Raw genomic sequence first — 12,042 nt, 5'->3', positions numbered from 1 at the left:
CCGGCAATCCACTGCCGGGAGCCTTTTCTTATGGTCCGCCTTTAGACTGGGGTGTTGCGGCTTTCATAGAGCCGCAAATGTTCATCCCGATTGCCCTTGTTCAGCAGGCGCGCCTGTTCAGGCCATTCTTCCCGAGCAATCAGGCCGGGCGTGCGGCCCATCCGCGCTTCCACCGTCGCTTGCTGTTCGGCGCTCATTGTCGCGATTTGCGCGTAACGATGATAGCCCGCTTCGTTCAGCGCTATCTGATCCTGATCCGTTATCGTGCGGATGACGGTCAGGTCGTCGCGCCCCTGGGTCGCGCCCGCCACAGCCTTTGCCGTACCGGGACCAATCGGTCCGCGATGCGTCTCCATTTCCGCGATCCGCGCATTGGCTGCTTCAACCCGTGTGTCTCGGTCCTGCCGCGTCTGGTTGTGCAGAAGCTGTTCCTCGCGCCATAGCCGCTTATACTTGCCCCGTCCGCTCATCATCAGGCCCAGGAACAGCCCGATGAGAAGCATCAGGCCTAGCAGCACGATCTCATTGAGTGTGAATGTCATCATCAGGCATCCTTTCCGCTCACGTAACGGATAGGCGTGAGAAAAGGTTGCGAGAGGATGGGCGGTGTTAAGCTGGTGGTCCCAATAACTAAATGGAGGAACGGCAAAAAAGAGGTTGCCAGATTTCTCAACCCCTACTATCTGCGCCACTCCAATGCACCCATAGCTCAGCTGGATAGAGCATCAGACTACGAATCTGAGGGTCGGGCGTTCGAATCGCTCTGGGTGCACCATTTTCCTTTCACAAGGAAATCAGGGATTTGATGGGCGGCCTCAGGGCCGCCCATTGTTCGTTTCCGGGGCTTGGCGCCGCATCTGACAGATGCTGAAAAGAGGGGTTGCCAGATTAACCGCTCCCTTCTATCTGCGCCACTCCAATGCGCCCGTAGCTCAGCTGGATAGAGCATCAGACTACGAATCTGAGGGTCGGACGTTCGAATCGTTCCGGGCGCACCATTTTCCTTTCGCATGGAAAATCAGGAATTTAATGGGCGGCCTGCGGGTCGCCCATTTTGTTTTCAACACCATTCCCCAGATGAAGGCTCCAGGTCAGGCGACCAGTGTAGAGCGGCCGCAGCGCATCTGATGCACACGGACATCAGCAGTACCGATCCGCACGCCCAGCAGGCTCATCACACTATTCAGAACACCATCGAGCAGCGGCGCCGTGGTACTCAGTAATCCGCCCACGGCACTGGCCAGCGGCCCCGTGTTGATTGGCAGACCCAGCAGCGTGAGTTGAAGCTGAATATCGCGCAGAAGCGATCCGGTGACACCGCCGACCAGATCATTGGTACTGACGCGGCGCACATCTTTTGCCGCGATCTGCGATGGGCTGAAATGGACGACTTGCGGCTGAATCCCGCCCAGCGCGACATGGGAATAGCCAGTGATGCGTGTGCCCAACAGCAGTTGCCCCATCAGCGCCGGGCGCGGCGTGAGCGCAGTTCCGGGGTTGGCGAACTGCGCCATATCAACGTCCCCCAGCGACACTGATCCGACCGAGGGCGTCACTGCCAGGGTAACGCCGTGGCCCGGACTGCCAGCCGCACAGTTGATCGCGGACAGGCGGGCCTCTGCAGCGGCCAGTTCGACCAAAAGGGGTATCCGCAGAGTCAGCAGGCCTGGTATCGGTGTGCCGACGCTGGTTTCGAGGGAGAGGCGAGTCTGGGCGGTACGGATCACCACGTCACGCGCATCGGTCACGGTTAGCAATGGCGAATGCGCTTGGCCTCCTCCCAGCAACAGTTTCACGCGGGTCGAGGTGAGGCCGGGGACCGCAAGATTGATGTCGATCTGGCGGGGTTGACCCGGCGCAGGCTCCAGGATCATGCGCAGCAAGGTATAAGCGTCCAGCACCAGTGCGGGGCTTCCCGCGCCGGTGTCATCCGCCATCGGTCCGAGGTCGATGATGTCATCCAGACGAATCGATCGGCCCGCAAGGCGATTGGCAATGTTCCGCAGCGTGGTGGCGGCTTGCGATCCGCTTGCGGTATCGGCCAGGGCATTGACGATGTCGGCGGCGGGCACCTCCCGACCGAACAGGGCGAGGATATTGTCGTCGCCTGCACCGGCCCGCGCTTGCAGGGCATGGGCAAAGCCCAGCAGGTCGACATCCAGATCCACAAGCCCCTGATAGTCCATGACCGACAGGTTCAGCTCCGTGCCCACCAGTGCTGACAGAAGTGCATTGGGTAGTCCGCCTTCGACCGAAGCGAGGCCAGTGCCGATTGAGAAGGCGGCCAGATCGGCCCGCGCTGCGGTAGCCCGCGCCTCGATCGCCAGATGATCGCGACCGACCAATATCCGCGCGAAATAAAGGGGCACCTGCTGGCGCAATACTAGCTGCGTCGCGTTGGCCTGGGTTACGCCGGGTGTGAAGCGATTGGCGACCGGAATGGTGCGGTCGCGGACATATTGGCCATCGGTCAGGGCCGCCAATTCGACGGCGGACAGGCCGCTGCGGACCAGCAACTGCTGGGCGGCGGTGCGCCCCCCCGCATTGGCGGCCAGAACGGCAGCATCGGCTACCCCCTGCAACTGCCGCTTTGCCAGATAGACCGACCCCAGGTCGACTGCCACCGTCGCGGCCCCCGCAAGCATGAAGAGAGAGGAAGCCAGGAGGATGGCGATACCGCCCCTTTGCTCCTTGCGTAGTGTCTTGTGCAGTGTCTGGCCCAGCGTCTTCATATCGCCCTCCTCATTCATCTGGCCTCCACCCTGATTATGGCTTCACGCTGGATGGATGTTGTCGGCAGCGGCACCGGGGACGCCGCGAAAAGAGGATCGGCCTGGAGGTCATAGGTCAGGCGGACACTGTAATAGCCGCCCGTCATGCTGGTCGCGACGTGCAACAGGTGGGCATCGACCAGGGTGGACCCGGCCAGACTGCGTGTTACGGCCTGATCGACCAGCATCCGCCGCTCCGTATCGTCCAGCCCCGCCAGTGCGATCCGGGCGGCGTCGTTGGCGGCCTGCTGGATACTGTGCGCGGTCATGAACCAGCTGCCATAGATGAGAATGCCGAACAGCAGCCCGATCAGCAGCGGCAGAGCGAATGCGGCTTCAACAAGGACCGACCCACGCCTGTCGTGCGAGAGGGAGGCAGCGCGACGGCGCGGATCGGTAGGTTGGGGAGCGGGATTGTGCATAAGCGCGATGCTATCGGAACGGGCTGACCGGGCGGTTCACGGCCATGGTCGATCCGATTGCGTAAATTATGCAGAGGGCTTCCCGCGGGAGAGGGGTGGATCGCCCGACAGCAGCGATGATTTAGCGAAGGATAGCGATTGCCACCGAAATGGATCAAATTATTGTACTGGTGGCGTACTCGTGGCGTCCCAGGCCATCGTCATTCTCTCTCGCGCGTCTGGCTCAGGCCCGAGTCAAGATCGCCATGGCGCCTTCGGTGCCATAAGTGCCTTGCAAGCGCACCAGCGCGATGTCGACGGACACCAGCTCGCCCCGGTTAGTGAGGAGCGCCGCGCGCAGCAGCCGATCGCCTTCGCCGCGCAGCACGCCCTCCAGTCCTTCGCGCAACGGTGCGCGGCTGGCGACATCGGCAAGGTCGGGCAGCGGTATTTGCCGTAGTCGTTCCTCGGGCAAGCCGATGAGGGTGCAGAAGCCCGGATTGATGAAATCGATGAAACCACGGGCCGAAAGCCGCGCATAGGCCACCCCTCCATGCACTTCCATCGCCCGCAACATGGCGGTCTTGGCATCGGCCAGACGGTGCTGGCTGACATCCTGACTGATGTCGCGCAGCAGCAGGGCGACGCCCTCGCCAAAGGCGAAGCTCTCAACGTGCAGCCAGCTATCGGGGAAGAAGGGAGAGGGGATGTCCGCCGCGCTGCGCGTACCGCTGGTCAGGCTATGGCGCAGATGCGCTTCTATCAGCGTGTTGCTGAGTTCGGGGATAGCATCCCACAGCAAAATGCCCTCGATCGGTTCGTGACGCCGCCGGGTCATCGCCAGCGCAGCGGGATTGGCGACATCAATCAGGAAGTCCGCCATGCAGAGGATCAACCCTTCATGCAGACTGGTTGCTAGGTCGCGCACCCGCGCATCGGCCCCTTCCTTATCCTGTTGACGATCCATGCGCGACAGTTTGCGATAATGGTCGATGCCCAGCAGCATATGGGTTTCCCGGCCATGATGGGTCACAAGGACGGGATCGCGTGCACCAATATCGCGCCAATGTGCGAAATTGCGGACCAGTTCAGCTGCTGTCACATGGTGGCCCTGTACGGGTGTGCGTAGCTGGTTCATCTCGATCTCCCCACCTGTTTGACCGCAGGATAGGGAAGGTCGCTTTATCGGATAGCGTGATCGCCTCCAATTCGGATCGAACGGGGATCAGGCATATTGGTGGCGCCGTAATTCCACCATATCGATGATCATGCCGCCGGACATGAATACAGCGCCAGTGCAGGCCAGTGCCAGCAACTGGCCGCCAAAGCCTGGATATTGCTGCATATAGACGACGCCGCGCTCTGCCGCACCCAGCGCCAGCGCATAGATGACCAGAAACGCCTCGAACTTGGTCTTGATCGTGAAAAGGCGCTTGATCCGGTCCATCTCATCCTGCCAGCCGTCGGCCCCCCGACTTGCTATGGCAATAGATCGCCCGACAGGCCCAAATGGTCAACAAGGGTTAACCACGATTGTTCGATCGATGCGATCAACCGTGTGTCGTTGAGGTCGTCGGGCGCGATTTCTTCGGGCCAATAGGCAGCGACGATGGCGGCGATGGCGTCCAGCTTTTCTTCGTCTACCAGAAAGCGGGGGTCGATATCGGCAGGGTTTGCGACCACCCGCAGGCGCAGACAGGCGGGGCCGCCGCCATTGGCCATCGACTGGCGCACATCGACCGGCTCCAGTTTGCGGATCGGCCCATTGCCTGCGACCATTGCCTCCAGCCATTGCCAGACGGCGGGCACGCTTTGTGCTTCGCTTGGCAAGATCAGCGCCATGCCGCCGCCATCGGGCAGCGTTACCAGTTGGGCGTTGAACAGATAGCTGCGAATCGCGTCGATCAGGCTGATCGCACTAGCGGGCACCTCAATGACCTGAACGGCGGGCAGCATATCGCGCAGCGCTGCGTAAAATCGATCCTTGTCCGCGAAGGCCTGTTCATGCGCGAAGATCACCGTCTCGTTCGCTACCGCGACTACGTCATTGTGGAAGGCGCCTGCCGCGATCGCCTCCTCGCTTTGCTGGACGAAAAGCGTGCGGGCGGGCGACAGGCCGTGCAGCCGCGCGACGGCCCGGCTCGCTTCGACATGCTGGCGGGCGGGGAAGGGCCCCCCCGCCTCGCCATAGACGAATATTTCGACGCCCGGCACATCATGCCCCTCACACAGCCGCATATGGTTGGCCGCGCCTTCATCGCCAAAGGGCGCCGGGATGGGGTCATGTATCACGAAGGCGTCGCGCGCAGAGAAGGCGGTCCGCAACTGGTTCAGCGTCTGCGGCCATTCATGGCTGCGATGCGGCATCGTCATCAGATTGGCGACGGTGACGTGGGTAAGGCCATCGGCGGTGTCGCTGGCCGGGGAGACGGTCGCCGCATTGGCGGCCCACATGGAGGATGCGGACATCGCCGCCGCACGAATATGGGGCTGCGCTTCCGCCAGCGATGTGCCGAGAGACGCCAGCCAGTGCGCGTTGGGCCGCCATTGCGGCAGGAATATACCTTGTGTCAGTCCCAGCCGCAGGTTTGCGCGCATCTTGTCGATGCCCTGCAACGCGGCCGCGCGGGGGCGAGAGACTGCACCGGCATGGCTCGTCGAGGCCAGGTTGCCAAGGCTGAGGCCCGCATAATTATGGCTGGGACCGATGATGCCGTCGAAATTGATTTCCCTGACGGTCATGCGCGCCCCGCAATGGTGAAGCTCTGCCCCGGTTCGACCCCGATCAGCGTCGCGCTGGTCCGGTCGAGCATCACGCTGCCCTCATCGCCATCCGTAACCAGCCCATAGGCGCAGCGATAATCAGCCAGCCGACCAGACGCCACCAGCATTCGCTGCCCACCTGCGTCGTCATCCGCAATTCCGGCCAGCGTCACGTCGCGGGCCTGAGCAATGGTCTTCAGGCTGTCAATCTGCCCCACCAGTGTCGGACCGCCATCGAAAATATCGACATAACCGGGGTTGGCGAAACCCTCCGTCTCCAGCATCCGCATCGCCGCGCGACCGCTGGGGTGGGGCAGGCCGATCACCGCGCGCGCGCTGTCGGTCAGCATCGCGGTATAGATGGGCGTCTTGGGCATCAGGTCGGCGATGAACTGGTTGCCGTTCACGGCATTAAACTCGTCCGCCTCCTGAAAGCTCATGCCAAAGAAACGGCCTGCGAGGCCATCCCAGAAGGGCGATCCACCCGCCTCGTCAATCACGCCGCGCAGTTCGGCAATGATCCGGTCGCCAAAGCGCGGCCTGTGACCGCGGATATAGAGGTAACGGCTGCGCGCGAGCAGCAGGCCCAGCCCCTCCGCTCGTTCGCGCGGGTGCAGGAACAGGCCTCCCACTTCGGTCGAACCCTCCAGATCGGTCGTCAGCGACAGCATCTGCGCGCGGAAAGTCCGCTCCAGCTCGCGGCTATGTTGGGTCAACATGCCCAGCCGATAGGAATAGAAAGGCCAGTGTTGCCCGACGATGCTGAAAATCTGGCACGTACCCCGCACCTGTCCGGTGGCGCTGTTGACCAGCACCATGACGATCAGTTCATCCTCAATGCCGCCTTCTGCCCGGTCCAGCGCTTGCGCAGTCCGCTCCAGCTTCGCCATCAACGACGTGCGGTCGGGCGGCAGGTTGGTAAAGCCGCCCCCGGTCAGCTTCGCCATTTCATACAGCGTCTGAAGGTCGTCCGGCCGCGCGTTACGCATGAAAAAGCTCAAAGGCTGGTCCCCTCTCTAAAGCGCTGTTGGTCAAACCGACCCTGCGCGATCCGCATCAGCGATAATGCCGACAGGGCGGCCCGTTCCGGCAGGCTCTGTGTCAGCAAAAATTCTTCACCGCTGTGGATGTTTCCGCCCCGCGCGCCCATCGTGTCGACCACCGGGACTCCGCAGGCCGCGATATTATTGCCATCGCACACCCCGCCGGTGTCACGCCAGCCGATCGGCAGGCCAAGGTCCGCGCCGCACTGCTGCACCAGGTCGAACAGGGCCAGTGCCTTGGCGTCCATCGGTTTTGGCGGGCGGCCAAAGCCACCATGCCGGCGCACCATGACGTCATGATCCTGCGCGACCTCCGCCATCACGCGGTCAATCAAGGCGCTGGCCACCTGTTCGTCTGCGGACGTGCGGGGCCGGAAATTGATGCGCAGCACGGCATGGTCGGGCACGACATTATTCGGTCCGCCGCCGTCGATCCGTGCCGGATTGCACGAAAACCCATCCCCACTCGCCGCCTTCAACCGCAGGGCAATGTCCGCAGCGGCGACGATCGCATTGCGTCCATCCTGCGGATTGCGACCGGCATGGGCGCTACGGCCAGTGACAATGATCGAGAAGTTACCGCTGCCTGCCCGTGCGCCCGCCAGCGTTCCGTCCGGCAGCGCGGGTTCATACGTCAGCGCGGCGAGTTTTCCCTGTGCCATGTTTGCGATCAGCGCGGCGGAGGAGGGGCTGCCTACCTCCTCGTCACTATTGAGAATGACGTCATAGCCTAGCGCTGTTGCTTCCGACGCGCGCTCAAACGCGGTCAGCGCCGCCAGCATCAGCGCGATCCCGCCCTTCATGTCGGCGACGCCGGGGCCGTTCAACACGCGATCCTCTAACCAGCGGGTGGTCTGGAATGGATGATCGGCCGCGAACACCGTGTCCATATGGCCGGTCAGCAGGATGCGGCGGGGCGCTTCGGGCCTGACCGACAGACGAAGATGCTGGCCGTGCAGAAGCGGATGAAGGCGTCCATCCGCATCGACAGTCTCGACCGGTACAGGATCGACCAGCGTGATCGCACCGGGCAGCACTGAAAAGGCGTCGGCGAGCAGCGTGGCCATAGTGCGAAGGCCATCCAGGTTGCGCGATCCGCTGTTCACCGCGCTCCAGCGCAACACCGCGTCCAGCATCGGCGCGTCCGACGCGTGATCCACGACCGTCTGTTCACTGTGCTGCAATTTGCTCATGTCGGGCCGCTCATGTCAGAAGTGTATCAGACGGCTACGCCAGCCTCCACCCCTGCCCATTGGAGTTGCAGTCAGAAATCGTAGGTCAGCGTCACGCGGCTCAACGTATCGAAAGCCTTGTCGGTCAACAGCGATTCGCTTTCATACTGAACCATGTAGGAAAAACGCGCCGCCCAGTTCGTGGCGACCTTTGTTTCCAGCGCGCTGAGCGCGTTGAACGTATAGACGTCGCGTTCGGCATAGCCCGAAGCAGTCTGCTTGAAGGTCAGGTTGGGCGCCAGCCGCCAGGCCAGGTCCAGCGATCCACGTCCGCCCAGCTTTGTTTCCGTAAGGCTATCGGTATAATTGGTCGAACGGATTGACGGACCGATATCGACCTGAAGGTCCAGCGGTGTGCTGACGATCAGTTTGTAACCGATACCTGTCGAAGCGGTGTAACGCGCGTCATAGCCAATCGCCGGATCGCGTTCGAACAAGAGCAGGCCATAGGCGAAGCCGCGCGGATCGAACTGATATTTGGGTTGATAGGAAACAAGGTAGCGGTCGCGTGATACGATGCCGTTTGCTTCACGGTGATCGGCGCTGGCCAGCAATTCGTGCGACCATTGAATGCCCGTGCGTTTGATTTTCGCACTGCCGCTCAAGCCCAGTTCGCTGGTTGATCCGGTCGATCGGAAGCCACCCACTTCTATCCGGCCGCTCCATAATTGGGTAAAACTGGCCTCGCGAATGACCTGCTCGCGCGTTTTCTTCGTCCGATCCTTCCAGCTTTGGACCATTTTCGCGATTTCATCGGCTGAGCCAGGATTGGTCTGTTGAGCGATCTTGGCGACAGTCGCGATGTCATTCTCACTGCCGTTGGCGATGGCCGCCTCCAACATTTCCCGAACGGAGGGGGGCAGCAGGGGCGGGGCGTCCGCCCATGCTGGAGACGAGATCGACGAAGCGATCGCAAGAACGGCGAGGAAGGAAAGGGCGCGCATGATGCATGCCCTATACTCCGACAATAATATGATTTTAAACCCCCACGCGGCGAACCGCGTCAGATTTAGATAAGGTCGTGAAACTCCTGCAGGACATCACGATACAGCTTTTTCTTAAAGGGCACGATCAGGTCGGGAAGCGTTTCCGGAGCCGCCCATTTCCAGGCGCCGAACTCGGGGTGGCTTGTCTGGATATTGATATCGCCATCCGTACCGGTGAAGCGGGCAAGATACCAGATTTGCCGCTGGCCCCGAAATTTGCCACCCCACACCTTGCCTACAAGATCGGCGGGCAGGTCGTAGAAATGTTCCTCGCGGGTCGTGGCGATGATCTCGACATGATCGGGACCGATGCCGGTTTCCTCCCCCAATTCACGGATCGCGGCCAGGCGCGGATCTTCGCCTTCGTCGATTCCCCCCTGCGGCATCTGCCAGGCTTCCACCTTGTTATCGAGTCGCTGGCCGACAAAGACCTTACCGTCCATGTTCACCAGCATGATTCCCACGCAGGGCCGGTAAGGAAGTTCTGCACTCTTGGGCATGTCGGCCAATATGTCCCTGAAAAATCATCTTATGATTAGCGGCATCGTTGCCTGCCGTGCCGCGCCAGTCTGACGACGTCAGCGCAGGATAGGCGTACACACTGCGCGCGTCCATTGCCCGATGGCATGACGTCGATCAACATAGTCTTTGACGTCTTTCCCAAAGCGCAGCTTGAAATCAGCACATTCCATCGACATCGATTCTCCAGTACCCGGTGAGGCGCCTCCTCAACGGCGTTTGCAAACGCACGTTGGCCGCCTATCCACACACTTGAAAGCGTGATTGAAGCGCGCGCCGGGTTGATGCAAAGATCGGCTATGAATGCGATCGACCCGAAACGCCCGCGGCGCGCCAGAACGCGCCCTCTTCTGTCGTCATCGCGCGGTGGCGGACGGGTTTCGCGCTGGGTGGCGCCCATCTTTCATCGCCTGATTGACCGGATCGATTCGGGGCTGACTATCGGCACGTTGAACGGAACGCTGCCCGATGGGAGCGTCCGCATATTGGGCGGCCGGAATGCCGGGCCGGAATGCCATGTCGACCTGCATAGCTGGCGGGCCTTGCTGCGGTTGGCGGCTGGCGGATCGGCTGGATGGTATCGCGCCTGGGCGGCGGGGGAATGGAGCAGTCCCGATCCTGTTCCCCTCTTCGCGCTGTTCATGGCCAATGCCGTATCGCTGGGCGCGACCGCGCGTCCGCATGGCCCGACCCGCTGGATCGGACTTGCATGGCATGTTCTTCATCGTAACACCCGGAGCGGATCGCGCCGGAACATTGCCTTTCACTATGATCTGGGCAATGATTTTTATACGCTGTGGCTGGACAGGAATATGCATTATTCCAGTGCCTTGTTCAGAGATCCTGATAATGTGAAAGAGGATTTGGAAGTAGCTCAGGCGCGCAAGGTCGATGCGATCCTGGACCGGCTTGATCTGGCGCCCGGCAAAACATTGCTGGAAATAGGCTGCGGCTGGGGTGGTCTTGCTGCACAGGCATTGGCGCGTGCGCCCATAAAATATGATGGTCTTACCCTCTCGGTCGAGCAGGCCGATTATGCCCGACATAGGTTAGGCGACGACGCGAATATATTGCTGACCGACTATCGCGATGCTGTGGGCCAATATGACGCGATCGCCAGCGTTGAGATGATCGAAGCGGTCGGCCAGCGCTACTGGCCCGATTATGTCGCCGCGATCGACCGGCTGTTGAGGCCGGGTGGTCGCGCGGCGATCCAGTATATCCTGATCGATGACGCCATCTTCCCCAGCTACGCCGCCGCCGCCGACTTCATCCAGACCTATGTGTTCCCCGGTGGAATGTTGATGTCGGAGAGTCGTTTCCGCGCGCTGGCGGAGGCGCAGGGGCTGGAATGGCGCGATGTGCATCGTTTCGGCCCGCATTATGCCACCACATTGCGGCGATGGCGTGAGCGTTTCGATGCAGCCGTGGACGCGGGCCACCTTCCGACGCAGTTCGACGAACGCTTCGTGAAGCTGTGGCGCTATTATCTCATGTACTGCGAGGGCGGCTTTCTGGGCGGCACGATCGATGTGGCCCAGGTGACGCTCGTCAAGCCGGGCGGTTAGGCTTCGACCCTGATGCGATGGCCGCTGGGCGCGTCGCTGGTGACGAGGTTCAGGATTGCCTGCGCCACGACCTCCGGTCCCTTTACCGTCGCGGGGTCTTCACCCGGAAAGGCGCGCGCGCGCATGGCGGTGCGGGTTGCGCCGGGATCGACGATATGGGTGCGGATGGCGGAGATATTCTTCATTTCCTCGCCATAGCAGCCCACCAATATGTCCAGCGCGGCCTTGGACGCACCATAGGCGGCCCAATAGGCGCGCGGCTTCGCGCCGACCGAGGAGGTGACGGCCACAACCCGCGCATCGCTGCTGGCACGCAACATCGGGTCGAAGGCGGCAATTATCGCCTGCTGTGCGCCGATGTTGAGGGTGAGCAACCGCGCCAATTCCTTCGCATCAATCGCCGGAACGGAGGCCAGGCTGCCCAACGTCGCTGCGTTCAGCACCAGATAGTCGAGCGCCTGCCAGCGGCCCGTCACCGCGCCCGCCAGTCGCCCGATGCTCTCGCCGTCGGTCAGGTCCAGCGGCGCGATCGTAGCGCTGCCGCCTGCGGCATGGATCGCTTCCTCGACTTCTTCCAGCGCGCCCGTGGTTCGCGCGGTCAGGATGACATGTGCGCCCGCAGCGCCCAGCGCCTTGGCCGTCTCCGCGCCGATGCCCCGGCTGGCGCCGGTCACAAGGGCGAGTTTTCCGGTGAGGGGAAGATCGGTCATAATGCCTCGTCATTCCAGCAATGGCCGGAGTCTCTATATGCTGGAGGAG

The 12,042-nt window shown here is 61.9% G+C and carries 12 protein-coding genes and 2 tRNA genes; 3 read left to right on the top strand and 11 right to left on the bottom strand.

The features are described from left to right. Window positions 1–41: 41 nt before the first annotated feature. A complete protein-coding gene (locus tag WFR25_RS13830; RefSeq protein WP_336971627.1) occupies window positions 42–545 on the bottom strand; it encodes a hypothetical protein in 504 nt (167 codons plus the stop codon). Window positions 546–698: 153 nt separating this feature from the next. Here WFR25_RS13830 and WFR25_RS13825 point away from each other — a divergent pair. Together WFR25_RS13825 and WFR25_RS13820 are read left to right on the top strand one after the other, a co-directional pair. After that, window positions 699–775, top strand: a tRNA-Arg gene (locus WFR25_RS13825). Between the two features lie 146 nt (window positions 776–921). Next, a tRNA-Arg gene (locus tag WFR25_RS13820) sits at window positions 922–998 on the top strand. A gap of 93 nt (window positions 999–1,091) precedes the next feature. Here the strand turns inward: WFR25_RS13820 and WFR25_RS13815 are convergent. The 9 genes from WFR25_RS13815 to WFR25_RS13775 all read right to left on the bottom strand — a co-directional run bounded on the left by WFR25_RS13815 (window position 1,092) and on the right by WFR25_RS13775 (window position 9,696). Beyond that, window positions 1,092–2,750, bottom strand: coding sequence for a TadG family pilus assembly protein (locus WFR25_RS13815; protein ID WP_336971626.1), 1,659 nt, complete (start codon window positions 2,748–2,750; stop codon window positions 1,092–1,094). Beyond that, window positions 2,747–3,193: a TadE/TadG family type IV pilus assembly protein gene (locus tag WFR25_RS13810; protein WP_336971625.1), complete on the bottom strand. Its 447-nt coding sequence runs from the start codon at window positions 3,191–3,193 to the stop codon at window positions 2,747–2,749. The genes WFR25_RS13815 and WFR25_RS13810 overlap by 4 nt, the downstream gene beginning before the upstream one ends. Window positions 3,194–3,416: 223 nt before the next feature. Continuing rightward, complete coding sequence (locus tag WFR25_RS13805) at window positions 3,417–4,310, bottom strand: histidine kinase (RefSeq protein ID WP_336971624.1); 894 nt, start codon at window positions 4,308–4,310, stop codon at window positions 3,417–3,419. Between the two features lie 87 nt (window positions 4,311–4,397). Further along, a complete protein-coding gene (locus WFR25_RS13800; protein ID WP_336971623.1) occupies window positions 4,398–4,619 on the bottom strand; it encodes a hypothetical protein in 222 nt (73 codons plus the stop codon). 32 nt (window positions 4,620–4,651) lie between these two features. Further along, complete coding sequence (locus tag WFR25_RS13795) at window positions 4,652–5,914, bottom strand: N-succinylarginine dihydrolase (protein ID WP_336971622.1); 1,263 nt, start codon at window positions 5,912–5,914, stop codon at window positions 4,652–4,654. Beyond that, window positions 5,911–6,936 (bottom strand): arginine N-succinyltransferase, encoded by a 1,026-nt coding sequence (locus WFR25_RS13790; protein WP_336971621.1) that lies wholly within the window; start codon window positions 6,934–6,936, stop codon window positions 5,911–5,913. The genes WFR25_RS13795 and WFR25_RS13790 overlap by 4 nt, the downstream gene beginning before the upstream one ends. Beyond that, entirely contained in the window at window positions 6,933–8,171 is a 1,239-nt protein-coding gene (locus WFR25_RS13785; RefSeq protein WP_336971619.1) for a hydrolase, read from the bottom strand. Before WFR25_RS13785 ends, WFR25_RS13790 begins: the two co-directional genes overlap by 4 nt. A 71-nt stretch (window positions 8,172–8,242) precedes the next feature. Beyond that, window positions 8,243–9,154, bottom strand: coding sequence for a DUF481 domain-containing protein (locus tag WFR25_RS13780; protein ID WP_336971618.1), 912 nt, complete (start codon window positions 9,152–9,154; stop codon window positions 8,243–8,245). A 65-nt stretch (window positions 9,155–9,219) separates the two neighbouring features. Next, window positions 9,220–9,696 carry an RNA pyrophosphohydrolase gene (locus tag WFR25_RS13775; RefSeq protein WP_336971616.1) on the bottom strand — a complete coding sequence of 159 codons (477 nt, stop codon included), beginning with the start codon at window positions 9,694–9,696 and terminating at the stop codon, window positions 9,220–9,222. A 318-nt stretch (window positions 9,697–10,014) separates the two neighbouring features. Between WFR25_RS13775 and WFR25_RS13770 the strand changes: the two genes are divergently transcribed. Next, window positions 10,015–11,283: a cyclopropane-fatty-acyl-phospholipid synthase family protein gene (locus WFR25_RS13770; RefSeq protein WP_336971614.1), complete on the top strand. Its 1,269-nt coding sequence runs from the start codon at window positions 10,015–10,017 to the stop codon at window positions 11,281–11,283. Here the strand turns inward: WFR25_RS13770 and WFR25_RS13765 are convergent. Beyond that, window positions 11,280–11,993: an SDR family NAD(P)-dependent oxidoreductase gene (locus tag WFR25_RS13765; RefSeq protein ID WP_336971612.1), complete on the bottom strand. Its 714-nt coding sequence runs from the start codon at window positions 11,991–11,993 to the stop codon at window positions 11,280–11,282. The two genes, WFR25_RS13770 and WFR25_RS13765, sit on opposite strands and share 4 nt — an antisense overlap. Window positions 11,994–12,042: the final 49 nt, after the last annotated feature.

The organism is Sphingobium aromaticiconvertens, from assembly GCF_037154075.1.
Classification (GTDB): Bacteria; Pseudomonadota; Alphaproteobacteria; order Sphingomonadales; family Sphingomonadaceae; genus Sphingobium; species Sphingobium aromaticiconvertens.
The sequence above is the reverse complement of the archived record's forward strand: the minus strand, read 5'-3'. Positions and strand labels throughout refer to the sequence as shown.